Genomic DNA, 25,352 nt, shown 5'->3' with positions numbered 1-25,352 from the left:
ATTTGTGTCCAAGTGTATCTGCAACGGCGTCGATACAAAAAATTGCACTGGCGGTGCGCTCTTGACACACAGCGGATACGTGCCGACGTTCCAATACAGCTATCCCAACTGCCGGAATGGCCGCCATGCACAACCTGATCGAAACGCCGCTAGCACTGCTGGCCGGCCTGCTTACCATTGCTTCGCCGTGCATCCTGCCGGTCGTGCCGGTGCTGCTCGGCAGCTCAGTCGACCGGCCCAGCCGGGTACGGCCATTGTTCATCATGTCTGGTTTCATCCTGACTTTCGCTTCTTTCGCCATGCTGCTGGGCGCGGTTTCCAGCACCGTGCAGGTGGCGCAGGAAGCGCTGCGCAACACCGGCATCGCGCTGCTGGCGCTGTCCGGCCTGCTGCGCTTATGGCCGCGTCCCTATGAATGGCTGCTGGCGCGCCTGGAACAGCCGCTGCAGCGCATCAGTGCACGCGGCGTACAGGCCGGCCCTGGTTATGCCGGCGGTTTTGTACTGGGCATGTCGCTGGGCGCGGTATGGACGCCATGCGCCGGCCCGGTACTGGCGTCTATCTTGGTGCTGGTGGTCAAGGCCCAGGACCTCGGCTGGTCGGCATTGCTGCTCACCCTGTACGCCATCGGCGCCGCGCTTCCCATGCTCGCCGTCATCTACGGCGGCCAGTACATGACCCGCCGCGTGCGCCAGCTGGCGCGGCACACACAGAGGCTGCAGCAACTGTTCGGGATGCTGGTGATCCTGAGCGCCGCTGCGATCTACCTGCAGTACGACATCCTCATCTACACCTCTCTCACCCGTTTTTTTCCTGACCTGAAAGGACTTTGACATGCTCTCCCGATTCAAGGCACTGACCGCAGTCGCCGCCTTCGCCGTCACGGCAACCCATGCCGAGCCGCTGAAAAATATTCGCCCGGCTCCCGAATTCACCGGCATCGAGAAATGGCTCAACAGCGAACCGCTGACCATGCAGCAACTGCGCGGCAAGGTGGTGCTGGTCGATTTCTGGACCTACACCTGCATCAACTGCATCCACACCCTGCCCTATGTGAAAAGCTGGCACCAGAAATACAAGGACCAGGGCCTGGTGGTGGTCGGCGTGCATACGCCCGAATATCCGTTCGAGCGCAATACCGACAACGTCAAGACTGCCATCAAACGCTTCGACATCGGTTTCCCGGTTGCGCAGGACAACCGCTACGCGACATGGACTGCGTACAACAACCAGTACTGGCCCGCGTTCTACCTGGTCAACAAGAAAGGCCAGATCGTCTACACCCATTTCGGCGAGGGGAAATACGCGGAAACCGAAGCAGCGATCCAGGCTTTGCTGGCACAGAAGGAAACCTGAAACCCCAACGAACCATGCCGGCAATTTCGGCGCTTCATATCAATCGGAGAGAGATCATGACTGAAAAAATCAACCATCACCGCCGCCTTTTTGGCGCCGCGACCATCACCATTGCCGCCGCCCAGTTCGGCCTGACGGGAACCGCAAAAGCACAGACTGCCGCACCGCTTGCGCTTAAAACGGGCAGCAACACCTCGTTCGGTCCGCTGAAACAGATCGACGCCGGTGTCCTGAATGTCGGCTACGCAGAAGCCGGCCCTGCTGATGGGCCCGCAGTCATTCTCCTGCACGGCTGGCCGTATGACATCCACAGTTTTGTCGACGTCGCTCCTTTGCTGGCATCGGCAGGCTACCGGGTGATCGTCCCGCATCTGCGCGGCCACGGCACGACGCGTTTTCTTTCAGACACGACCTTCCGCAACGCCCAGCAGTCGGTGGTGGCGCTCGATATCATCGCTTTGATGGATGCGCTCAAGATCGAGAAAGCGATCCTTGCCGGCTACGACTGGGGCGCACGCACTGCCAATATCATCGCAGCGCTCTGGCCAGAACGCTGCAAGGTCATGGTGTCGGTCAACGGCTACCTGATCAACAACCTTGAGCGCAACAAGATACCGCTGTCGCCGAAGGTCGAACACGGCTGGTGGTACCAGTTTTATTTCGCCACCGAACGCGGCCGGGCCGGCTACGACGCGAACCGGCGCGAATTCGGCAATCTCATCTGGAAGGTCAATTCGCCGAAGTGGGATTTCGACGACGCTACGTTCAACCGCTGCGCGACCTCCTTCGACAACCCGGACTACATCAGCATCGTCATCCACAACTACCGCTGGCGCCTGAGCATCGCCGCAGGCGAACCGAAATACGACGAACTGGAACGGCGGCTGGCGGCAGGCCCCGTCATCGCGGTGCCCACCATCACCCTCGATGGCGATTCCGATGGCGTCGCACCGGCTTCGGACGGAACATCCTACGCCAGCAAATTTTCTGGAAAACGGACTCACCGAATCATCAAGGGCGTCGGCCACAACCTGCCGCAGGAAGCGCCCCAGGCGTTCGCCGAGGCGGTTATCGAAGTCGACGGCTACTGACTGAATCCTGAGGGATGTCATTTCATAAAGCCAGGCGAGCATTGGGAATCTCGTCCTGTTCGCCTCTCCCTGGCTCAGTTGAATGTGCTGCGGGAATAAACGAAATGTCCTTTTTTCGTTAATATGGCGGTTTACAAAAGCTTCGCCTGAACCTGATTCACAAGACTCCGTCTGGTGCGATTGCACAGGACATGCTGCCACCCAGTTTTTTTGCGGAAGGAGTTGCAATGTCTCATCCAGTGTTTCTGAATGACTGCAAGCAGCGGGCAATGCCCAACGGCGAACGCGATGAATGGCGCACATTCTGGGACGATCCAGGGATTGAACTGGAAGCGAAAAGCGGTCCCCCGCTCTTATGGTGGTGCATCTACGGCGAAGCTGACCTGAAATTCGCCAGGATGATCGACGATTTCGATGTCAACGATGCGGAAGGGGAACGCGCGGAATTCCAGGCCGATGCGGAGAACCCGGAAGCCCTCTATCCCTACTTCGTCACCAGCAAGGACCAGGCGCTGGAACGGCTGGCGCTGCGCAAGGAAAAAGTGGTGACCGCCATTGGCGAACAATACCGCTCCACCTACGAGGCGTTTGAAAAGCTGGTCGCCACGCATTTTGAAGGATTTCTCCTGCTTCGCACCGCCGGCTTGCCGGATATCTCGGATGGCGAACAATGGATGCGGATGGGTGCGCAGAGCATGGACCGCCTGGACAACAATCTTCCGCCGGAAGCCGGCGACCACTTTGCCGGCATGGCGGCAGATTTCCTGCGATGGAAAAACAGCGGCAACCCAGTGTGGATGCTCGGCGGCTCCGGCCCGCCAGGCATCTGGCCCGGTGCGGCGCTAAGCGCGGCATTTCCCGAGACGGGAAGACGCACGCGCCTGACCGCGGGGGATGCAGATCCAGCCGGGCCGCAAGCGACAACCAGGAACCGCTCTGGCCAGCGCAAGCCATCCAAGCTGGAAGAATGGCTGGCGCCCTTGTTTGTAGGGCTTGTCACGGCCTATGTCTACGTCTCCAGCCGTTCGATTTTTCTGGCAGTGCTGGCGTTTGCAGGAACGACGGCGCTTGCCGTCTGGCTGTCGTTGAAATGGCGCAACCGCGGCGGCGGCGATAAAGACTCGCCGTGACAGAATGTTTTTCATGGCCGCCCCATGACGCCAAGGTCTCTATCGCAACCCGGCCCGACGTGTTACTTTGACACGAGACAACGCAAGGAATACTGATGAAAAAGAATCCTGTAATGCTGATCTGCATCGGCGTACTGTTGCTGGTTTTGGGCGCAATCCTCAGTTTCAGCGGCGGCCCGCCTAAGGCCGATGCCGCTTTAGCCCAGCAATGCCGCGATAGACTGACCGCGGAGAAATCCGAACAGTCCTTGATCAAGCAATGTGAAGAGACCGCATTTGCAACGGCCATGACTGCTACCGACGCCCAGGCAGCTGCGCTCGCCATCAGTGCCGCCAATAACAGTGAAGTGGGTGGCAGCATGTTGTCGAAATTTCTGTTGGGAGTAGGCGTAGTGCTGCTTGCCGGCGGAATTTTCCTGAAACGCAAGCAAACCGCCTAGCCATAAAAACCCGGACAGAGTCCCATCCAATCCTGGAATCCGCATTGAAATCGAACCGTCGCCATCGGCTTGGTTGCCTCTCCACGCTACTTACTTTCTGCGTGATGGGAGGGACGCCGGCGTTTGCCGCTCCGGCACAAGACAAAGATAAAACTGCCGATGCGCTAGACACCTGCCTGTCAAGCGAGAAAACAGTCTCTACGGCCGACCAGACAGCCTGTTATGCGACAGCGCTCAAAACCTACGATAACCGGCTGAATGCCGCCTACCGGAAATTGATGCGAACCTTGCCGGCGCCCGCCGCGCAGAACCTGCGCGCGTCTCAGCGGGCCTGGATCGTTTTCCGGGATGCGGAGATCCGGGCGCAGTCCGCCCTGTTTGAAACCCGGCATGGGACAATGTACGTACCGATGCAAGAATATGAAGGACTGGCCCTGACGCAAGAGCGTGCGTTGAGACTGGAATCCTACAATCGTGTGCTCGATACCGACGGTCCATGACCTGCTCACCTTAACTTGCGAGACTCTGCCTTGCGCCCCTACAAACGGCTGTTGATCGTTGTTCTTTTCCTGTTGCTGCTGCTCGCCCTGTTTCAATTTTCCGGGCTGCGGGAGCATTTCAACCTGGCGTTCCTTCGTCAACAGATCGTTGACAATAAAGTCAGCGGCTTGCTGATCTTTATTTTATTGTTTTGCCTGGGTAACCTGATCCAGGTACCCGGGTGGATTTTCCTCGCGGCGGCGGTACTGGCCCTGGGCAAGACCTGGGGCGGCCTTGCAACCTATGTCGCGGCGGTCATTTCCTGCGTGTTTACTTTCCTGACAATCCGCTTCATCGGCGGCGATGCATTCCGGGAATTGAAGAACCGTCATGCATTGAAAATACTCAGCGGCCTCGATGCGCACCCGATTGCAAGCATCGCGTTGTTAAGGATACTGTTTCAGACCGTACCCGCACTGAATTACGCACTGGCCTTGTCCGGCGTGAAATTTTATAAATACCTGATCGGCACCATGCTTGGTTTGCCGTTGCCGATCATGCTGTATTGCATATTCTTTGACTATATCGGCAAGGCGCTGCATCTGCATTAAAGCGCATGGCGGTGTGGTTCATCCGGCCGCTGCCATCAATGCGGAAGCGACAGATACAGCCGGCCCAGGTCCGTAAGCTGCCCGGGAGCGCCCAGCAAGCTGGTGAAATGGCTGTCGTTATTCCAGCGGCCGGTAAACCATGCATAACGGAATACGTCGGCGCGCGCCTCGCAGATCGCCACCATGTCCTTCATCTGCGCCTCCTGCTTGGCAAGCGTGTCGATCTGCGCGCCGTCGTTTTGCGCATGCCAGTTGGCAAATTCGGTAACCCAGAACGGCTTGCCATACTTGGCGAGGCGGTCGAGCTGCCCTGCCAGGCCGTAGTCGTACCAATGGAACGCCAGGTAATCGATTTGCGGATCGCGGTTGCCGTTGGCGTTGCGATAGGCGGCATAGAAGGCGTCCAGCCATACCACCGGATCGGCATAACCCGGCATGGTGCCCCAGCTTATCGCCGGCCCGACTATCTTGACGCCGGTGTGCGCCGCGATCGCTTCGAAGCCAGGCCACAGGTTTGCGGCCTGCTGCGGCGTGAGATTGGACTGGTCGGACTGGTTGGGTTCGTTCAGCACCAGCAGATACTTGATTTGAGGATTTTTCTTGAGGGATGCTTCGATGCTGGCCGCATCGTAATTGCCGTTCCACAGCATCGGATAAAAATCCATCTGGTACTGCGCGCGGTAGTCCGCGGGTACCTGGGCGTTCGGTTGCGAGCTCCAGTTGTACCACCAGCTCACGCCAGGCGCGAGCACGGCAAGGTCAAGCGGACTCGCCAGGTCATAGGCGACGCCGCGCTTTGCGCTCTTCGCCGCAACCGTCCCCGCTGGTGGCGTGGTGCCGGCGGGATCGGCCGGATTCGGTACAGTCGCTGGAGCAGTCACCGCAGGTACGGTCGCGGCATTCGGAGATCCCGACGCCGTTCCGGAACCGCTGTCGCCGCCGCCTCCGCAGCCACCCAGGACCAAGCAGCCGGCGAAGACCAGGGGCCACACGGCCGTGCGGCGGCGCGACCATGAAAAATGCATGCAAAGGTGTGCCAGGTGCATAAAGAAATTCTTAAGAATATTTTGGAGCGCTGCGTATGGACCACGTCCGCTGCGATGCATAAAGCAATACGACGGCTTCGCGTATCACACCGCAAATAGCATGCCATAAAGCAATATTGTTTGATGGTCCATGTGGAAACAGGCGATATGGCTTCATCTCGTGATGCCCTGCGCCAATCGCAAACTGCCCAGCTTTGTCGTTAAGTGACAAGTAAGGTCATGCGCAAAAAGTTCAGATCAAATTTCCGGCCTGGGACCACTTTTAGCTCAACATTTCATTGTCGAATCAATAATTTCTTCAGCCACGCCCAATTCTCTGACGGTTAATAACGCGGCGAGAAATATCATCGAAGGTATTCCCAGAATGCGTATGATCGTCTGTGTATCTTGTGCTAGGGTCAGTTGCAACGCGTACGTCTAATAGCTGTGGACGCCCACGGCGAACGTTCCCCTGCTCTTCCTGATGGATATGGGCCACAAGTTGCTCTCCAATTGCTGGCAAATTTTTCTTCATGAGTTTCTTATTAACTTTCTCCGTATCCATCGGTTGGATATTCTCGATGCGTCTAGCATCTTTCTTATCCAGAGCTCTCTCGGTCCATGTCTCCTCTCTCAATTCACCGGATAATCTGACCAATGGGAGTGCATTCCCGGTCTTGGCGTCGTAGAGTACGGCATGGTCGAGCGTACAGGCGCTTGGATGACCTGGCCATGGATCGACCACAACCGTACCTTGCATGACTTGTGCCCGCTGCAACTGGGGAAGCTTTGCGTCCTGTCCGAGAATTTCTCGTGCGCAACTTTCGCCTGATGTGGCGTGGATATCGGTTTCCTGGTTTCCCGCCCTACTATTCAGTATTTGCTTCGATACTCGGTTTGCCCATGATGCTGCCTTAAGATGTTCAAGCGCGGGGGGATGATACTCGCACCGTCCGATGCGCATATGAGTTCAAGCCAAGTGCTCGCGCGTTCACACTTTCATGCACCTTAACGATGTCTTGCTCTGCATTTTCAATGCCGGTTCCACGCATTACTCGAAGATCCTTTTCCAAATACCTTAAACATAAAATTTATATCCTCGTTTACATGGATGAATTGACCGGACAGATGATGGCTTCTCTTTTTGTGCAAGGTACATTTTTTTGCTGACAAATGTCTGGCACGGAAGCGAAGAAGAGTCCGGATAAACGAAGGCGAGTCGAGCGAACCAGGTAGGCCGTGCATCTGATGCTATGCGCCATCGAGCAACGACCGACCAAGCAGGACTTAACGTTGTACTCGCACCTATGTCGATAATGTGGGGGAGCAACCGGCGCCTGCACTAGTGTTTGGCATTGGCGGCAGCCCCCTTTGCCGCGTACATGGCGCTCGACCGTAAAGATACCGGATGATAATCGAGCTTTTCGGCGATGTCTTCGCCAGTACGCTTCAATGGGCAACCGCAGTTGCAGGTAGTCGATTCAGGTTCGTGCCGGATTTCTCGCCGCGGAAGCGCTGCCGGCAACAGCACTCCTGTCGCTTATTGACCCGGTTCGTGATCGGTGAGGGGAATCGACACCTTGATTGTCGTACCGACGCCGGACACACTGAAGATCGCAATCTCGCCCCCGAGCATCAACGTCCGTTCTCGGATACCTATCAGGCCGAATGATTTCTTTTTACGCAGGCTGGTATCAAATCCCCTGCCGTTATCGCGCACCTCCAGCAAGTAATTTTTTTCCATCCGCTTCAGGCTGATTTCCACTTGGCTCGCTGCTGCGTGACGGCTGATATTGGTCAATGATTCCTGCGCTATACGGAAAATGGTGGTCGCCCGCTTATCATCCAGCGCAATGTTCTCTTCGCTAACCTCCAAGCTGCATGGAATCCCTGTATTCCCCGTAAATTCATCGGCCAGCCATTCCAGCGCCGACACCACCCCCATATCAAGCGCCGACGGGCGCAGCGATGAAACAACATTGCGCACTACCTTAATGGTGGTATCCATCAGAGTTATTATGCAGTCGATTTTTCCCTGCAACGCTGAATTGCTTCCTGCAAATTCCATTCCTAGCATTGATACCCTCATGCGCGCCGCCGATAAATGTTGTCCCAACTCGTCGTGAATTTCACGCGTCAGGTGTTTGCGCTCTTCCTCTCGCGATACTTCGAGATCGTATGCACGCTCGCGCGCCAGTTGCTCCTTCCTCCGCTGTCGGATGATCAACCAGCGGATGCGATAGTGATACATCAAAAACAGTGCAAGGACCAGCAACAAGCCGCAGGCCGTATAGAAGGTCTTGGTTCTCCACCATGGCGGCAAAATCACGACCTCGACTTCCACTGTCGAGGAAAAGGCTTGAATGGACGGGTTGTCGACGGCGACCTGGAAGTGATAACGGCCGGGAGGCAAGGCCGCATAGCGCACCTCTGGAATGTTGGTCATCGACCATTCCGGTTCCAGTCCTCGCATCCGATAACGAAAATTGAGAGCCTCGCGATTCTGGTATGACAGCGCGGCCAGCTTAAAATTGAGCGGACCGGAGGACCACGGCAAACGAATCGGCTTGTCGCGGGGAAGCGCTTCACCGTCGCGACTGACGCTCTCCACCAGCACCTCCAGCTGCGATGGCGCGAACAGCGATTCTGGTCGTAAGATATGGGAAGCGCCGTTGCTGGTTCCCACCCACATCGAACCGTCGCTATCCTCATACAATGCATTCTGGTTGCTGTCGTTCCAGACCAAGCCGCTTTCCTGATTAAAAAACCGCCACTGCGCGCGATTCCATACGGCGATCCCGGCCCCGGTAGTTACCCACAGCCAACCGCGGCTATCTACAAGCGACGCTACCACCGCCTGATCCAGCAACAACGGTGGAGTAGCATCGTGTATTTCCAGGGCGTCGTCTCGCTCCATAGCGCGCCAAATTCTCCCTGCCTCATCTCCCAGCCATAGTTCACCGTCGCTCGCACAAGCGATGGTATCCAATCGGACGGACGGCGGCGTCGGCTGGAGCCGCGGTTTGCTCCAACGTTCACCGTCAAATCGCAACACTTCTTTTTCTGTGATAAACCAGATTGCACCGGAACGACTCTGGCATCCTTGAATGACTTTGATATCTTTGAGCGACGAATGCTCACTCACTTCTAACGGGATCGGATTGGATTCGGGATACTTGGCATTGTAAATGCCGCGCTTTGTGCTGAGCCACGCTTGCCCTGATCTATCGAAAAACAAACCGCTGATCGCTGGAAGTCTGGCGATCATTCTATCCAGTTGTGTACTCTGGTCGCGGCGCACCAGAAATCCCGAATACGAGCTTGCCCAGATATTGCCTTTGACATCCTCAACCATATTGCTCCACTGGTAGGATGTGCCGCCATAGGTACCCGGAGAAACGGAAAATTGCCCGGTCTGCTGCAATATCGCCGATCCAGAACGCGTGCCGACATGAAACACGTTTTCCCGGTCACGCAAGAACGATAGTACGACATTGCTGGGCAAGCCTTGCCTGGATGTCCAGTTTTCCCAATTCGGATAGCCCAGCCAATGGATCAGGCCATGTCCCAGCGATCCAATCCAAATACCCCCGTCCCGGTCAACCAGGAAGGAATTGACTCCTCCGCCAATGGTCAGTCCGTTCGACTCGTCAAAGGATTCCCAGTGCGTGCCGTTCCATCGAATAATGCCTTCGTCCTGCCTGCTAAAAACCCGGCCGGCGGCATCTTCCGCCAGGAATGGATTTCCCCCTGCCTTTTTTTGCTTATTCTGGGGAGGAGACCGATCCAGAAAAACATGACCGCCGGCCGGCAACGCAAACACATGACGCTGGCTACGTATCCACAGCGTTGCCTGCCGGTCGTGAAAAATGGCAACCCAACTTTCTGCAGGCAGACCGCTCTCTTTTCCTATGACGACCAGTTTTCCTTTATCGTAATGACACAGTGCTTGCTCGCACCCCATCCACAAGTCTCCGTGCGGACCAATGTGAACGCCGTGAAGCTTGCGTATCTCCGGATAACGCAACAATTGCTCTGCGCCGAAAAATTCCCGCGTCTGCCACGTTGCCCCTTGATCTACCGACGTCACCAGCCACAAACGATCATGGCTGATCGCTAGCAGACGATGCGACCCAAGGCTTGTCAGATTCTGCCCATAACCGAACACCAGCTTGGCATTTTGAAATTTTATCGGTACAAAGCGCTGACCCTGCCACCGGTATAAACCATCGCTAGCGCCGACCCAAAGATTACCATCGACATCCGCATGCAAGGCTCGGATATATGAATCGGTGAATCCATCACTTTGTCCGAAATGCTGAAAGCGTGCACCGTCATATCGAAACAAGCCGCTTTGTGTGCCTATCCAGAGATAGCCACCCGGCTCTTGCGCCATGGCAGTGACGGCCATATTCCCTAAACCATCGCGTTGATTGTAGTAACGCAACGGCAATTCCTGGCAAAGTACCCACGGCGACATACATATCAGCCAAAGCGATACGATCAATTGGCGATACGGACGTAATGCAGGCACCATTTCAGATTTTATCGCCATAAAAAAGACGGGCTCCGTTATCGCAAAACTGACCAGTCTGCTAAGCCCTCGCATATACGATTCCCTAGTATCGTTCCGGCGTAATTTACATCGATATCGGCGATGGCAATCGATATCACCTGCACGTTTCAGAACAAGTATTAACCGCGCTGCAAATAAATGCGGGCAATATCAGTGATCTGGATCAAGTCAAAGCTGTGGTGACCAGGTTGCTCCTCTCCTTTAATGGAACGTTTCGCTAACCGATCCTGATAGCGCTGGACCTCACAGCTCACGACTGACCGATGCGTATGACGGGCAGCAAATGATTCTGAGCTGCCTGTCCAGCCACTGGCTCCAACCGTAGAAACACCGTAAGCTAACAGCCGGGCAGGCCAGAGAAATCAACGAAAATGGATTATTAAGCTCTCATCGGTAGAATGAAAAGCTCAGGAACAGCAAAGTGCATTGAGCTTCTGGCAACAATTTCACGCATGACTACAGGCACTTCTGATAATTTTAGGCGAAACTCGCCCATATTGGGATCAAACAAAACAACGCGGCCGCCAGTTGCGTGGGAAGCAATTAGGTGATTGCTAGCTGAGTTGGGGTCTACATTTCCCAACCATATTATGTTGGAGGTGCCTGGCCTATTCAGAATTTCCGAAAGTGAGGTCATTGCGGCTTCTTCATCCGTGAGAATATCGACAGCAATGGTATTTCCAGCTGGACTAACCCCTAAAGCTCGTGCCGTCTGAATAAGTGGATCCTCTTGATTATCAGGATCATTGTTGCATTGGAAAACCCTGTTTGCGTATTCCTGGTGCAACTGAAGTACTTCAGTAGTTGATTGACTTAGAGAATTCATTCTGGAAGAGGCATTGCCAGACTGCTTGGCAATTTTATTCATCCAAAGAAAGCTGTATATGACACATGCCCCTGCATGTCCGGGCGCCTCATGTTCCAATATATCACCTTGAACAAACGGCGCGGTTCTATGTACAGCCCAGCTTGACGAGCCTTCCAAATATGAGTGCTCGTTAACTCGTGGCTGCGACGAACATATGCCATTTAAAACTGCTATTTTCCTAAAGGACGAAATAGAATCCGGGCGATTGGTAGATGTCCGCTTTGGCAGGCTATCCAATATTGATTTCGATTGTTGATAAGTCGACGGACCCTTTTTATCTAATGCTTCAATATTCTTGGAATTCCTCTGTGACGAGGTTGGCTCGATCGATGGATGATATTGGCCCGTAATGCGAAAGTTTTCCATATTTTACCGAATTGGGTTATCTAATCACCATCATCTCATGGTCAAAAAATCCACCTCGCCCTCATGCGAAATTTTTGACTGTAAAACGTATTCAAGACCATAACTTCTGCTGGCAACCATTAATTTCAGTGTTGATTTGCGCCGAAAACTGACCCACTTGGCCGCATAATTTGCTTCGAAAATTGACCCGCGTTTAGCACACAATCCTACTTGCCAGAACGAGTAGGGGATCGGAGTGATCGACGTGGCATTACTAGGAATAATCAGACGCTGGCACCTTCGGGGCCAGGTCCCACTGAGGGAGATTGCCAAGCGGTTGGGCATCTCGCGCAACACGGTCCGACGCTACCTGCGCTCGGAAACGACTGAGCCTGCCTATGCAGAGCGCCAATCGGCCAGTGCCATCGCCCCATACGCCTTCCAGCTTTCAGGCTGGCTCAAGTTCGAGGCGGCCAAATCCCGCAAGCAACGACGCAGCTTGAAACAGCTTCACGAGGACCTGTTGGAATTGGGCTTCAAGGGGTCTTACGACAGGGTGGCGGCATTCGCCAGACAATGGAGGGGGGGGTCAAACTGAGTGGGGCAATTCGGTGCGCAAACGAACAGGCACCGCCCCAACAGCTTCATGCGGTCAATTCGCTTTGCAAGAATAGAAGCAATCCCACTTCATCGTTGTGGGCGCGATATGGTGTTTAACTTTACCAGTTAGGTCATAACGAATTACCCCGTTACTCATCAGAAAATTGCAAACAAGAAAAAAGGCTCTATAAGTCAATGACTTATAGAGCCTTTTTACAGAATGTAAGTCTACTGGGTGTCAGAACGGAATATCGTCATCCATATCCGAGAAATTCGGCGCCGGACGCGAAGCGGGCGCCTGGCGGGCCGGAGCTGCCGGGGCGCTGGCGTTTTGCTGGCGTGCCGGCGGTGCGCTGTTGTAGCCGCCGCCATCGTCCATAGGCGCGCTGCCGCCGGCGCCCTGGCGGCTGCCGAGCATCTGCATGGTGTCGGCGATGATTTCGGTGGTGTAACGCTCGGCGCCATCCTTGTCTTGCCACTTGCGCGTCTGCAGGCGGCCTTCGATGTAGATCTGCGAACCCTTTTTCAGGTACTGGCCGGCGATCTCCGCCAGCTTGCGATAGAAGGTAATGCGGTGCCACTCGGTTAATTCTTTTTTCTCGCCGCTGTTCTTGTCTTTCCAGCTTTCCGTGGTGGCCACGGCAATGTTGGTGACGGCTTCGCCGTTCGGCATGTAGCGTGTTTCCGGGTCGCGGCCGAGATTGCCGACGATGATGACTTTATTGACCGATGCCATGTGATGCTCTCCTAAATACGAATATCTTGAAAAAATGCCTTGGAAATCATGCTGCCGCGGTGGTGGCCGTCCGGCCACGGCGCGGCAAATTTTTCATGCTGGATGCGATTATAAGCCAGCACAGGGTCGCCGCCCCTCCTAAAATGAATACAGAGGGGGCTCCGGCATGCTGTTTAAGCAATCCGCCTAGGGCGCCGCCGCAGAACAAACCCAGGGCTTGCATGGTGTTGTAGACGCCCAGCGCGGCGCCCTTGGCGGCCGGCGGCGCGATGCGCGACACTAGCGACGGCTGGCTCGCTTCCAGCACGTTGAAGGCAATGAAAAAACCCAGCAGCAGCACGACCAGCCATTGCCAGTGGATAGTTGCCATAGAGAATGTCACCAACAGACCGAGTTGCACGACAAACAACAAGGCCACGGCCGCCAGCATCACTTGCTTCATCTTGCCCTGCTTCTCGCCGACAAATACCGGCGGCAGCATCAGCACAAAAGACGCCAGCACCACCGGCAAGTAGATTTTCCAGTGCGACTCCAGCGGCAGGCCGGCGTATTTGACCAGCGCCGCCGGCATCACCACGAACATCGCCATCTGCGTCATGTGCAAGGCAAACACCCCATAGTTGAGCCGCATCAGCTCGCCGTTGCGCAGGATCTCCGACCACGCCACGCGCCTGGCCTTGACCAGCGGCGCCGACGGCACCAGCCATACCACCACCACGATCGCGGCCAGCGACAGGAAGCCGGTCATGGCGAAGATGCCGCCCATGCCTACCCACTGGTACAGCAGCGGCGAAACGATCAGCGACAAGGCAAAGGTGAGGCCGATGGAACCGCCGACCATGGCCATGGCCTTGGTGCGGTGTTCTTCCCGGGTGGAGTCGGCGATGAAGGCGGTCACCGCCGCCGAAATCGCGCCGGCGCCCTGGATCGCGCGGCCGATGATGACCCAGTAGATATTGCCGGCAGCGGCGGCGATGAAGGAGCCCAGCGCAAACAGGATCAGGCCGATGACGATGATTTTCTTGCGGCCGTATTTGTCGGAGGCGACGCCGAACGGGATTTGCCCGAACGATTGCGCCAGGCCGTAGATGCCCATGGCGAGGCCGACCAGGGCCGCGCTGTCGCCGCCGGGCAAGGTTTTGGCGTGCACCGCAAACACCGGCAGGATCAGGAACAGGCCGAGCATGCGCAATGCAAATATCGACGCCAGCGAGGCGCTCGCCTTGACTTCGGCGCGGCTCATGCCGCTGCTGATTTCGCTGTCAAAAGAGGAAGACGAACTATTCATATTGGGTATTGGCGGATGGCGCCGTAAAGGCTGCACAACGACGAAGATCGAAACCCGTTATAGTATCAGGTTGATCCGTTTGATATGGCATGGCCGCGCCCGGCAGCGATTCCCGCCAGGGGCTGCGGCAAGCCTTTCAGGCGTGAAAATTGCAATTCGAACAAGCCAACACGGCCTTAAACTCACGCTGAAAGCTGTAGATGGACAAAAATCGGGAAGAGATCCGCATCCGGGGTGCGCGCACGCACAACCTCAAGAACATCAATCTGGATTTACCTCGCAACAAACTGATCGTGATCACCGGCTTGTCCGGCTCCGGCAAGTCGTCGCTGGCGTTCGACACGCTGTACGCGGAAGGCCAGCGGCGTTATGTCGAATCGCTGTCGTCCTATGCGCGCCAGTTCCTGCAGTTGATGGAAAAGCCGGATGTCGACCTGATCGAAGGCCTGTCGCCGGCGATTTCGATCGAACAGAAAGCGACGTCGCACAATCCGCGCTCCACCGTCGGCACGGTGACCGAGATCCACGATTACCTGCGCCTGCTGTATGCGCGGGTCGGCACGCCTTATTGCCCGGACCATCCGGAGAAACCGCTGGCCGCGCAATCGGTGTCGCAGATGGTCGATGCGGTGCTGGCCATGCCGGACGACACCAAGCTGATGATCCTGGCGCCGGTGGTGGCCAACCGCAAGGGCGAGCATGTCGACCTGTTCGAACAGATGCAGGCCCAGGGCTTTGTGCGCTTCCGCATCCAGAGCGGCACCGGCGCCGCCAAGATCTATGAAGTCGACGACCTGCCCAAGCTGAAGAAGACCGAGAAGCACACCATCGACGTCGTGATCGACCGCCTGAAAGTCAAGGCCGACACCAAGCAGCGCCTGGCGGAAAGTTTCGAAACCGCACTGCGCCTGGCCGAGGGCCGCGCGATTGCGCTGGAGATGGACAGCGGCACCGAGCACATGTATTCCAACAAGTTCGCCTGCCCGATCTGCGGTTATTCGCTGCAGGAACTGGAGCCGCGCCTGTTCTCGTTCAACAATCCGATGGGCGCCTGCCCGGAATGCGACGGCCTGGGCCATATCGAATTTTTCGATCCCAAGCGCATCGTCGCTTTCCCTAACCTGTCGCTGGCCAGCGGCGCGGTCAAGGGCTGGGACCGGCGCAACCAGTTCTATTTCCAGATGCTGACCAGCATCGCCGCGCACTACGATTTCGACATCGACGTGCCGTTCGAGAAGCTGCCGGAAAAAGCCCAGCAGGCAGTGCTGTATGGCTCCGGCAAGGAAACCATCCCCTTCAGCTACGTCAACGAACGCGGCCGCACGGTGATCAAGGAACACACGTTTGAAGGCGTGGTCAACAACCTGCAGCGCCGTTATCGCGAAACCGATTCGATGGCGGTCAAGGAAGAGCTGGCCAAGTTCATCAATGAAAAGGAATGCCCGTCCTGCCACGGCGCGCGGCTGCGCGTGGAAGCGCGCTTCGTCAAGGTCGGCAATGGCAAGCAGGAAAGAGCCATCTACGAAGTCGCGGCGACGCCACTGCGCGAAACACTGACCTTCTTTGAAAAACTGAAGCTGACCGGCGCCAAGAAGGAAATTGCCGACCGCATCATCAAGGAAATCGTCTCGCGCCTGACTTTCCTGAATAACGTCGGCCTCGATTACCTGTCGCTGGAACGCAGCGCCGACACCTTGTCCGGCGGCGAAGCGCAGCGCATCCGGCTGGCGTCGCAGATCGGCTCCGGCCTGACCGGCGTCATGTATGTGCTGGATGAACCGTCGATCGGCTTGCACCAGCGCGACAACGACCGCCTGATCGAAACCCTGCGCCACCTGCGCGACATCGGCAACAGCGTGCTGGTGGTGGAGCATGACGAAGATGCGATCCGCACCGCCGACTATGTGGTCGACATGGGCCTGGGCGCAGGCGTGCATGGCGGCGAGGTAATTGCCGAAGGCACGCTGGAGCAGATCCTCAAGAACAAGAAGTCACTGACGGCAAAGTACCTGAACGGCACCTTGAAAATCGCCGTGCCGGAGAAACGCACGCCGGCCGATCCGGACCGCCAGTTCATCATTACCGGCGCCACCGGCAACAACCTGAAGAACGTCACGATGAACCTGCCGGTCGGCCTGCTGACCTGCGTCACCGGGGTTTCCGGTTCCGGCAAGTCGACACTGGTCAACGACACCCTGTACCACGCCGCAGCGCGCCATCTGTATGGCTCGCAGGCGGAACCGGCGGCGCATGAATCGATCGGCGGACTGGAGCATTTCGACAAGGTGATCTCGGTCGACCAGGCCCCTATCGGCCGCACGCCGCGCTCCAATCCGGCCACTTATACCGGCTTGTTCACGCCGATCCGCGACCTGTTCTCGACCGTGCCGATGGCCAAGGAACGCGGCTACAACGCCGGCCGTTTTTCGTTCAACGTCAAGGGCGGCCGCTGCGAAGCCTGCCAGGGCGACGGCGTGATCAAGGTCGAAATGCACTTCCTGCCGGATGTCTACGTGCCGTGCGACGTCTGCCACGGCAAGCGCTACAACCGCGAAACGCTGGAAGTGCACTACAAGGGCAAGAGCATCACCGAAGTGCTGGGCATGACGGTGGAAGAAGCCTATGAATTCTTCAAGCCGGTGCCGGTGATCGCGCGCAAGCTGCATACGCTGCTGGATGTCGGCCTCGGTTATATCCGCCTCGGCCAGAGTGCGACCACCTTGTCCGGCGGCGAAGCGCAGCGCGTCAAGCTGTCGCTGGAACTGTCGAAACGCGATACCGGCCGCACCCTGTATATCCTGGACGAGCCGACTACCGGCTTGCACTTCCACGACATCGACCTACTATTAAAAGTGATCCACCGCCTGCGCAACCAGGGCAATACCGTGGTCATCATCGAACACAACCTGGATGTCATCAAGACTGCCGACTGGCTGATCGATCTTGGCCCTGAAGGCGGCGCCGGCGGCGGCCGCATCATCGCTACCGGCACGCCGGAACAGGTGGCGGCGAACCCCGCCAGTGTCACCGGCAAGTACCTGGGGCCGTTGCTGGAAAAACCCAAGAAAAAATAAAACAAGCCTTCCCGGCCCACCAAGCTGGGAATGCAATCACGAGATAACGATGTCTACCAACACCACCCCGGCGCTGTCTGCGGCACAGATTGACGCTTTCGAAAAAGATGGATATTTGATTTTGCCGCGCCTGGTATCCGCCGCCGATTGCGAACTGATGGCGGCCACTACCAACGCCCACCTGGCGCAGGCAGTGGCGCCGCTGGAATACGAATCCGAAGTCGGTTATGCCGGCGCGCCGAAGTCGTTTGACAGCGTCGGCGGCCGCACCGCGCGGCGCCTGCGCAACGCCTACCAGCGCGACGACAGCTATCGTGCCTGGGCCCGCAGTCCGCAACTGGTGGCGATGCTGGAACTGCTGCTGGGCGAAACGGTTTGCCTGACCTTGTCGCACCACAATTGCGTGATGACCAAGCATCCGCACTTCGGCACCGCCACCGGCTGGCATCGCGATATCCGCTACTGGTCGTTCCCGCGCAACGAGCTGATTTCGGTATGGCTGGCGCTGGATAGCGAAAACGCCAACAACGGCGGCCTGCGCTTCATTCCAGGCTCGCACCGCTTCGACATCAAACCCGAGCAAATGGATGAGCTGGATTTCCTGCGCCCGGAAGTGGCAGCCAACCAGGCCTTGTTTGCTCAGGGAAAATCAGTCGAACTGCAACAGGGCGACGTGGTGTTTTTCCATAGCGGCCTGTTCCATGCCGCCGGTCGCAACAATACCGAAACCGTCAAGGAATCGGTGGTGTTTGCCTATCATGGGCAAAGCAATCCCCCCGCACCCGGCAGCCGCTCGGCCGCCTCGGAAGATATCCTGCTAAGCAGCTAATCACACTTCGGGAACATTCCAAAATGCAGCGTATAGCCATCATAGGCGGCGGCACCGCGGGTGCCGCCAGCGCGCTGTTCCTGGCGCGCGCCGGCCATCAGGTCACGCTGTTCGAGCGCGTAGCGCAACCGACCGCGGTCGGCGCCGGCATCCTGCTGCAACCTACCGGCATGCACGTGCTGGATGCGCTCGGACTGCTGGACCCCATTCTGGCGCACGGCGCCCGCAACCACCGCTTGTTCGGCACCACGGCCGGCGGCCGCACGGTGCTGGATGTGCGTTACCGCCACCACGATGCGCAGTCGTTCGGCCTCGGCCTGCATCGCGGCGCCCTGTTTTCCGTGCTGTGGGAAGCATTGAAGACGGTCGCCATCAAGGTTTGCAGCGGTGTCAATATCTCCCGCATAGAGCAGCGCGGCGGCCAGACTCTGTTGTTTTCCCGCGACCCGGCGGCTGGCAGCAGCGAGGCCGAGGCCGGCGAATTCGACTGCGCCGTGATTGCCGACGGCACCCGCTCCGACTTGCGCGCAGCGCTGGCGATTCCGCAAAAAGTGACGCCCTATCCTTGGGGGGCATTATGGGCGCTGGTTCCGGACGACGGCTTGACCCAGGGCAGCTTGCGCCAATGGTTTCGCCATGCGCAGCAAATGCTGGGATTGATGCCGACCGGTTTCGCCTATCAGGAAATGACGCAGCCGATTCTCAGCCTGTTCTGGAGCCTGCGCGCGGATCGCCTGCCGCACTGGCAGGAACAGGGCCTGGCGGCCTGGAAACAAACCGTGCTGGCGCTGGCGCCACCGATAGCGCCGGTGCTAGAACACATACAAAGGCCGGAACAACTCACCTTCGCACGCTATGCCGATGTGCAGATGCGCCACTGGCACGATGGCCGGATAGTCTGCATCGGCGATTGCGCCCATGCCACCAGTCCGCAACTGGGACAAGGCGCCAACCTGGCGCTGGTCGATGCGATGACGCTGGCGCAATGTTTTGCCGAGAATTCTGCGGTAGAACCGGCGCTGGCGCTGTATTCGCAACGGCGGCGGCCGCACCTGCGTTATTACCAGGGCGCCAGCAAGTTGCTGACGCCTTTCTTCCAGTCCGATTCACGCATCGCCAGCACCTTGCGCGACATCGCCCTGGGTCCGATCTGCCGCCTGCCGGTGGCGCGCCAGCAGATGGCGCTGACGCTCAGCGGCAGCAAGACCGGCTGGATCTATGGCCGCTTGCGGCAGTCGAAATAACAGGGAAACGATCAGGCCTGGTGCAGATGGCGGGCCCGCACAATCGTTTCCGATTTGCGTTTTTTCAGCCAGATGGCGATGCCGGTAATTGCAAACAACAGTGGCAGGAAACCCATGAAGGCGACCAGTATCTTGCCCGGCAAACCCAGTATCTGGCCGGTATGCAAACCGTATTGCACGCCAATGAAGGCATCGCCGCCCGAACCGGTCAATGGATCGAGCGCGCGCAGCACACGGCCGTCGGCAGCGTCGACAAATACGCGCACGCTGCCGCTGTCCTGGATGTCGTCCGGCTTGCGCATGCGGATCTGGTAGATGCCGTGTTTGTCGTCGCGCGCGATACGCGCCGGCGTGGCGCGCGGCATGCTGGCCTGTGCCGAAGCCAGCGCCTGCTGCCAGCTGATCTGTTGCTTGCTCTCGGTAGCCAGCGACTTGGCGACTTCTTTCGGCGGCGGCGTCAACGGCGACAGGCTGGACACCAGCGGCCGGGCCACGTCCGGCAGGTTCATCACGGCGCCGGTAAAAGCAGTCATCACCAGCAACACGCCGGCCACCAGCCCCACCGAGCGGTGCAAGTCATACATCAGGCGGAAACCGCCGGCGCCGCGCTTGATCGACAGCGCCTTGCCCCAGCCCTTGCGATGCCGGGGCCAGGCTAGCGCGAAACCCATCAGCAGCGTTGCCAGCCATAACAGCCCGAGGCTGCCGGAAATGATGGCGCCGGGCTTGTCCAGCAACAGATAACGATGCAGGCGGAACAGGAAAGGCATCAGGTTCTGCGGCGCCAGGCTGACCGCCTTGGTATTGCGCTCGCCGACCACTGCCGCCGTGACCGGGTCGATAAACACCGTATCCATCGTCAGCTCGTCGCTCGGCTTGCGCGGCCGCAGTTTTGCCTCAAGCGGCGCGTTGGCGTTCTCCCCCATCGAGAAAAATCCCAGCTTTGCATGCGGGTAATCGTGCTCCACCTTGGCCACCAGGGCATCGATGGTCTGCCGGCTGCCGCCGGAGCTGGGGCTGAGATGATAGAACTGCGGATTGAGCCAGGCGTCGATATCGTCGTTAAACGCCAGCGCCGCCCCGGTCAGGCCCGCCATGACAATAAACAAGGACAGCAGCAAGCCGCTGTAGCGATGCAGTTTGACCAACCAATGACGTATTGCTTTTTTCACAATCACAAACCCGCTTATACAGTTTTACGCGAAGCCTGTATTGTAAATGTCGATTGAATGAGAATGGGTATTATTTCAAAGATCTTCGGCGCTGTGCTGGCTGGTGCTGGTCCATGCTTGCAGCAAACGCCCCTCCGCACGAGAGATGGCGTCCGCCGCGCCGCGCAGGACAACGATGTCTCCTGCCTGCAACACTGCCTCTGGCGTGAGCGGAATGCCGCTGCGTCCGCGCCGCAGGGCGGTGATCTCGGCGCCCATTTCCGGCAAGCCTAGCCAGGCCAGCGAACGGCCGATGGCGCGCGCGCCTTCCGGCAGGGCTACCGAGTGCAGGCGCACCTGCAGATGGTCGGCAGCATCCTGCGCATCGTCGATGCCATGGAAAAACCCGCGCAAGGCAGCATAACGCTCGTCGCGTGTCGCCTGCACCCGGTGCACCACGCGGCGCAACGGCACTCCCAGCATGACCAGCGCATGCGAGGCCAGCATCAGGCTGCCTTCCAGTGCTTCCGGCACCACCTCGGTGGCGCCGGCGGCGCGCAGCTGGTCGAGATCGGTATCGTCGTAGCTGCGCACGATTACCGGCAAGGCCGGCGCCAGCTCGCTCACATGGTGCAGTACTTTGAGGGCGGAGGGCGTGCTGGCATAGGTGATCACCAGGGCGGCGGCGCGATGCACGCCGGCCGCCACCAGGCTTTCGCGGCGCGAGGCGTCGCCGTACGAAACATGGGCGCCGGCAGCGCGCGCGTCGCGCACCCGGTCCGGATCGAGATCCAGCGCGTGATAATCGATGCCTTCTTCTTCCAGCAGCTTGGCCAGGCTCTGGCCGCTGCGGCCGAAGCCGGCGATGATCACGTGCTTCTTGGTGGCCATGGTGCGGGTGGCGATCTGGGTCAAGGCCAGCGATTGCATCATCCATTCGCTGGAAGACAGCTTCATCACGATTGCATCGGACTTGGCCAGGATGAACGGCGCCGCCAGCATCGACAGCACCATCGACGCCAGGATCAGCTGCACCAGCAAAGGATCGACCAGTTGCAGGCCGCCGGCCTGGTTCAGCAGCACAAAACCGAATTCCCCTGCCTGCGCCAGCGCCAGGCCGGTGCGCAGCGCCACGCCGGTGGAAGCGCGGAAGATTTTTGCCAATGCCGTAATCAGCACGAACTTGAGGAACACCGGGCCGGCCAGCAGCAGCAATACCAGCCACCAGTTTTCGATCACCAGGCGCAGGTTGAGCAGCATGCCGATAGTGATGAAGAACAGGCCCAGCAACACGTCCCGGAACGATTTTATGTCTTCTTCCACCTGGTGCTTGTATTCGGTTTCCGAGATCAGCATGCCGGCGATGAACGCGCCCAGCGCCAGCGACAGGCCGGCGCGCTCGGTAATCCAGGCCGAGGCCAGCGTGACCAGCAGCAGGTTCAGCATGAACAGCTCCTGCGAGCGGCGCCGCACCACGATCTGGAACCAGCGCCGCATCAGCTTCTGGCCGAAGAACAGCAGCAGCGCCAGCACCAGCACCGCCTTGCCGCTGGCCCAGGCCAGCGTCGCCAGCAGGTTGCCGTTATGTTCGGCGAGCGCCGGCACCACGATCAGCAAAGGCACCAGCGCCAGGTCCTGGAACAGCAGGATGCCGATGATGCGGCGGCCGTGCTCGCTTTCCAGTTCCATGCGCTCAGTCAGCAGTTTCGACACGATAGCGGTGGAAGACATGGTGAGCGCACCGCCCAGGGCGAACGCAGCCTGCCAGCTGATATTGGTGAGCTGCGGCAGGATCAGCGCCATCAGCCAGCTGAACAGCATGGTGGCGCCTATGGTCAATCCAACCTGCGCCATGCCCAGGCCGAACACGATATGCCGCATCGCCGTCAGTTTCGGCAGCGAAAACTCGAGGCCGATCGAAAACATCAGGAACACCACGCCGAATTCGGCCAGCGCGTGGGTAGTGGCGTTGTCTTCGGCAAAGCCCAGCGCATGCGGGCCGATCAGGATACCCACCACCAGGTAACCCAGCATGGGCGGCAAGTGGAAGCTGCGAAAAGCCACCACCCCTAGTACGGCGGAGCCGAGCAGCAAGATTGTCAGTTCTAGTCCGGTAAGCATGATTGGTAAATAATTATTTCAATATCAACATTATGTTGCAGCAATGCCAACCGCGCAGTGTTTCATTGTTTGCGAAACACTATAGTGAGGACTGAACACAGATTAATTGAAGCCGATCGGGACTGGCAAGTTTTTTGCTTTGCGATTTCGTTTATACTTTCGGGATGAGTCTAACCGATACCAAAATTTTGCCCCAAACCCTGCCCCAGTCATTCGATGCCGGCCGTGCGCTGAAGCTTGCTCGCAGCACCCTGCAAATCGAAGCCGACGCCATCATCGCACTAAAGAACAGGATTTCCGACGCCCTCGACGATCCTTTTGCCCAGGCGATTGCCTTGCTGCTCAATTGCCGCGGCCGGGTGGTGGTGTCGGGGATAGGAAAGTCCGGCCATATCGCGCGCAAGATCGCCGCTACCCTGGCCTCTACCGGCACCCCTGCCCTGTTCATCCATCCTGCTGAAGCGGCGCACGGCGACCTCGGCATGGTGACCGAGGACGATGCTTTCATCGCCATTTCGAATTCGGGCGAAACCGCCGAACTGATGGCGATCGTGCCGATCATCAAGCGCATGGGCGCCAGCCTGATTGCGATGACCGGCAACCAGGACTCGGCGCTGGCGCAACTGGCCAATGTGCACCTGGACGTCAAGGTCGACCAGGAAGCCTGCCCGCTGAACCTGGCGCCAACCGCCAGCACCACCGCCACGCTGGCGATGGGCGACGCTCTTGCCGTGGCGCTGCTGGACGCGCGCGGTTTCCGTGAAGAGGATTTCGCCCGCTCCCATCCCGGCGGCGCCCTCGGGCGGCGCCTGCTGACCCATGTGCGCGACGTCATGCGCGGCGGCGAAGCGATTCCGGCGGTGACCGCGGACGTGTCGCTGTCGACCGCGCTGCTGGAAATCACTCGCAAGGGTATTGCCATGACCGCGGTGGTGGATGAAAAATTCCATGCCATCGGCGTATTTACCGACGGCGACCTGCGGCGCCTGATCGAACAGGTGCAGGATTTCACCAAGCTGAAGATCGCCGACGTCATGCACGCCAATCCGCACAGCATAGGCCCGGACCAGCTGGCGGTCGACGCGGTGCACATGATGGAGCAGTTCCGCATCAACCAGCTGCTGGTGACCGACGCCGCCGGCACGCTGGTCGGCGCGCTGCATATCCATGACCTGACGCGCGCCAAGGTGATCTGATGACGATCCTGGCCAAGCAGGGCGATGGTGATAGTGCCAACCGCGCCGACCTGACGGCGCGCGCGGCGCGGGTGCGCCTGATGATATTTGACGTCGACGGCATCCTGACCGACGGCGGCCTGCTGTATGGCGCCGACGGCGAACAGCTCAAGCGCTTCAATGCGCTCGACGGCCATGGCATCAAGCAGCTGCAGCAAAGCGGCGTCGCCACCGCCATCATCAGCGCACGGCAGTCGGCGATTGTCAGCCGGCGCGCCAGCGACCTTGGCATCGCCCATGTGCAGCAGGGTGTGCACGACAAGCATGCGGCTTTCGTCAAATTGCTGGAGCAGCTGCAGCTGGCTCCGGATGCCTGCGGTTTTATTGGCGACGACGTGATCGACTTGCCGATCCTGTCGCAAGTCGGTTTCGCCGTCAGCGTGCCCAACGGCCATGCCGATGTCAGGAGCCGCGTGCATTACGTCACCCAGGCCGGCGGCGGCCACGGCGCCGCGCGTGAAATCTGCGACCTGATCATGCAAGCGCAAAATACCTACGCCGCCACGCTGGCGTCGTACCTGCGCACCACACCGTCAGGCATCGCATGAAAAACCTGCGCTCCACTTACCGCTTCCGCTTCCTGCTGCTGCTGATATTGTTCATCCTGCTGGCGCTCGGCAGTTTCTGGCTGATGCAAGTGATGCACAAGAATACCGAAGACCTGCTGCCGAAGGTGACGCGCACCGCGCCGGATTATTTCGTCGAGCATTTCAATTACGTGCAGATGTCGCCCACCGGCCAGCCGCGCTACAACATCGCCGGCGACCTCCTGACCCACAACCCGGGGGACGATTCGTTTGACGTGCAAAAGCCGCTGATCCATAGCCTGGACAAGGAAAAGCCGCCGATGAACCTGCGCGCCGACCGTGGCAAGATTGAAGACAACAACAGCAAGGTGCATTTGTACGGCAACGTCAATGCGGACCGGCCTAAGACGCCGCAGGCCGACAATTTCCACCTGAAATCCGAATACCTGCTGCTATTGCCCGACGATGACGTCATGCAATCCGACAAGCCGGTGGAAATGATACTGGGACAATCGACATTGCACGGCACCGGCATGGATTTCAATAATTCCACGCGGGTGCTGAAAATGTTCAGCAAGGTGCATGGCGTGTTCCCGCCGAAACCTCGCTGATCCTGCAAATTATT

At 58.3% G+C, this 25,352-nt stretch carries 21 protein-coding genes and 2 pseudogenes; 14 read left to right on the top strand and 9 right to left on the bottom strand.

Features of this window, described 5'->3' with window-relative positions; genetic code table 11:
* Window positions 1-125 precede the first annotated feature (125 nt).
* The 7 genes from CFter6_RS03340 (at window position 126) to CFter6_RS03310 (ending at window position 5,108) form a co-directional block, all read left to right on the top strand.
* Entirely contained in the window at window positions 126-833 is a 708-nt protein-coding gene (locus tag CFter6_RS03340; protein ID WP_061542196.1) for a cytochrome c biogenesis CcdA family protein, read from the top strand.
* A 1-nt stretch (window position 834) separates the two neighbouring features.
* Window positions 835-1,356 carry a thioredoxin family protein gene (locus CFter6_RS03335; protein WP_061538717.1) on the top strand — a complete coding sequence of 174 codons (522 nt, stop codon included), beginning with the start codon at window positions 835-837 and terminating at the stop codon, window positions 1,354-1,356.
* Window positions 1,357-1,412: 56 nt separating this feature from the next.
* Window positions 1,413-2,447, top strand: coding sequence for an alpha/beta fold hydrolase (locus CFter6_RS03330; protein ID WP_061538716.1), 1,035 nt, complete (start codon window positions 1,413-1,415; stop codon window positions 2,445-2,447).
* 227 nt (window positions 2,448-2,674) lie between these two features.
* Window positions 2,675-3,577, top strand: a complete 903-nt coding sequence (locus tag CFter6_RS03325) for a hypothetical protein (RefSeq protein ID WP_150118615.1) — start codon at window positions 2,675-2,677, stop codon at window positions 3,575-3,577.
* Between the two features lie 95 nt (window positions 3,578-3,672).
* Window positions 3,673-4,017 (top strand): hypothetical protein, encoded by a 345-nt coding sequence (locus tag CFter6_RS03320; protein ID WP_061538714.1) that lies wholly within the window; start codon window positions 3,673-3,675, stop codon window positions 4,015-4,017.
* Between the two features lie 44 nt (window positions 4,018-4,061).
* Window positions 4,062-4,517 carry a lysozyme inhibitor LprI family protein gene (locus tag CFter6_RS03315; protein WP_061538713.1) on the top strand — a complete coding sequence of 152 codons (456 nt, stop codon included), beginning with the start codon at window positions 4,062-4,064 and terminating at the stop codon, window positions 4,515-4,517.
* A 51-nt stretch (window positions 4,518-4,568) separates the two neighbouring features.
* Window positions 4,569-5,108 carry a VTT domain-containing protein gene (locus CFter6_RS03310; RefSeq protein ID WP_236904506.1) on the top strand — a complete coding sequence of 180 codons (540 nt, stop codon included), beginning with the start codon at window positions 4,569-4,571 and terminating at the stop codon, window positions 5,106-5,108.
* A gap of 35 nt (window positions 5,109-5,143) precedes the next feature.
* Here the strand turns inward: CFter6_RS03310 and CFter6_RS03305 are convergent, their stop codons facing one another.
* From CFter6_RS03305 to CFter6_RS26675, 5 genes and pseudogenes are all read right to left on the bottom strand, one after another.
* The gene (locus CFter6_RS03305) at window positions 5,144-6,133 is read right to left on the bottom strand and encodes a glycosyl hydrolase (protein ID WP_082814575.1); all 990 of its coding nucleotides are present in this window, start codon (window positions 6,131-6,133) and stop codon (window positions 5,144-5,146) included.
* Between the two features lie 319 nt (window positions 6,134-6,452).
* Window positions 6,453-6,893 carry a hypothetical protein gene (locus CFter6_RS03300; protein ID WP_150118614.1) on the bottom strand — a complete coding sequence of 147 codons (441 nt, stop codon included), beginning with the start codon at window positions 6,891-6,893 and terminating at the stop codon, window positions 6,453-6,455.
* Between the two features lie 568 nt (window positions 6,894-7,461).
* Window positions 7,462-7,658 (bottom strand): annotated as a pseudogene (locus tag CFter6_RS24880) (IS66 family transposase zinc-finger binding domain-containing protein); the annotation flags it as partial.
* 15 nt (window positions 7,659-7,673) lie between these two features.
* On the bottom strand, window positions 7,674-10,688 hold the full coding sequence (locus CFter6_RS03295; RefSeq protein WP_236904505.1) for a sensor histidine kinase: 3,015 nt from the start codon (window positions 10,686-10,688) through the stop codon (window positions 7,674-7,676).
* Window positions 10,689-11,088: 400 nt separating this feature from the next.
* Entirely contained in the window at window positions 11,089-11,943 is an 855-nt protein-coding gene (locus tag CFter6_RS26675) for a YopT-type cysteine protease domain-containing protein (RefSeq protein WP_082814573.1), read from the bottom strand.
* A 235-nt stretch (window positions 11,944-12,178) separates the two neighbouring features.
* Here CFter6_RS26675 and CFter6_RS03290 point away from each other — a divergent pair.
* Window positions 12,179-12,502, top strand: a pseudogene (locus tag CFter6_RS03290) (helix-turn-helix domain-containing protein); the annotation flags it as partial.
* Window positions 12,503-12,760: 258 nt separating this feature from the next.
* Here the strand turns inward: CFter6_RS03290 and ssb are convergent.
* Both ssb and CFter6_RS03280 read right to left on the bottom strand, forming a co-directional pair.
* Window positions 12,761-13,258, bottom strand: a complete 498-nt coding sequence (gene ssb / locus CFter6_RS03285) for a single-stranded DNA-binding protein (protein WP_061538709.1) — start codon at window positions 13,256-13,258, stop codon at window positions 12,761-12,763.
* 46 nt (window positions 13,259-13,304) lie between these two features.
* Window positions 13,305-14,546 carry an MFS transporter gene (locus CFter6_RS03280; protein WP_061538708.1) on the bottom strand — a complete coding sequence of 414 codons (1,242 nt, stop codon included), beginning with the start codon at window positions 14,544-14,546 and terminating at the stop codon, window positions 13,305-13,307.
* A 200-nt stretch (window positions 14,547-14,746) separates the two neighbouring features.
* On the opposite strand from CFter6_RS03280, the gene uvrA reads away from it, so the two are divergent.
* The 3 genes from uvrA to CFter6_RS03265 are packed head-to-tail and all read left to right on the top strand — an operon-like array spanning window position 14,747 to window position 19,693.
* Window positions 14,747-17,620: an excinuclease ABC subunit UvrA gene (gene uvrA / locus CFter6_RS03275; RefSeq protein WP_061538707.1), complete on the top strand. Its 2,874-nt coding sequence runs from the start codon at window positions 14,747-14,749 to the stop codon at window positions 17,618-17,620.
* Between the two features lie 49 nt (window positions 17,621-17,669).
* Window positions 17,670-18,449 carry a phytanoyl-CoA dioxygenase family protein gene (locus CFter6_RS03270; RefSeq protein WP_061538706.1) on the top strand — a complete coding sequence of 260 codons (780 nt, stop codon included), beginning with the start codon at window positions 17,670-17,672 and terminating at the stop codon, window positions 18,447-18,449.
* A 23-nt stretch (window positions 18,450-18,472) separates the two neighbouring features.
* Window positions 18,473-19,693 carry an FAD-dependent oxidoreductase gene (locus CFter6_RS03265; protein WP_082814572.1) on the top strand — a complete coding sequence of 407 codons (1,221 nt, stop codon included), beginning with the start codon at window positions 18,473-18,475 and terminating at the stop codon, window positions 19,691-19,693.
* Between the two features lie 11 nt (window positions 19,694-19,704).
* Here the strand turns inward: CFter6_RS03265 and CFter6_RS03260 are convergent, their stop codons facing one another.
* Both CFter6_RS03260 and CFter6_RS03255 read right to left on the bottom strand, forming a co-directional pair.
* Window positions 19,705-20,865, bottom strand: a complete 1,161-nt coding sequence (locus CFter6_RS03260) for a PepSY-associated TM helix domain-containing protein (RefSeq protein ID WP_150118613.1) — start codon at window positions 20,863-20,865, stop codon at window positions 19,705-19,707.
* A gap of 75 nt (window positions 20,866-20,940) precedes the next feature.
* Window positions 20,941-22,965, bottom strand: a complete 2,025-nt coding sequence (locus CFter6_RS03255; RefSeq protein ID WP_061538704.1) for a monovalent cation:proton antiporter family protein — start codon at window positions 22,963-22,965, stop codon at window positions 20,941-20,943.
* A gap of 164 nt (window positions 22,966-23,129) precedes the next feature.
* On the opposite strand from CFter6_RS03255, the gene CFter6_RS03250 reads away from it, so the two are divergent.
* The 3 genes from CFter6_RS03250 to lptC are packed head-to-tail and all read left to right on the top strand — an operon-like array spanning window position 23,130 to window position 25,338.
* Window positions 23,130-24,161, top strand: a complete 1,032-nt coding sequence (locus tag CFter6_RS03250) for a KpsF/GutQ family sugar-phosphate isomerase (protein WP_061542193.1) — start codon at window positions 23,130-23,132, stop codon at window positions 24,159-24,161.
* Window positions 24,161-24,748 (top strand): KdsC family phosphatase, encoded by a 588-nt coding sequence (locus tag CFter6_RS03245; RefSeq protein WP_061538703.1) that lies wholly within the window; start codon window positions 24,161-24,163, stop codon window positions 24,746-24,748. Before CFter6_RS03250 ends, CFter6_RS03245 begins: the two co-directional genes overlap by 1 nt.
* Window positions 24,745-25,338, top strand: a complete 594-nt coding sequence (lptC, locus tag CFter6_RS03240; RefSeq protein ID WP_061538702.1) for an LPS export ABC transporter periplasmic protein LptC — start codon at window positions 24,745-24,747, stop codon at window positions 25,336-25,338. Before CFter6_RS03245 ends, lptC begins: the two co-directional genes overlap by 4 nt.
* Window positions 25,339-25,352 lie beyond the last annotated feature (14 nt).

Origin of the sequence: Collimonas fungivorans (assembly GCF_001584145.1) — a bacterium.
GTDB classification, from domain to species: Bacteria; Pseudomonadota; Gammaproteobacteria; order Burkholderiales; family Burkholderiaceae_D; genus Collimonas; species Collimonas fungivorans.
This window is presented reverse-complemented; position numbering and strand designations above follow the sequence as displayed.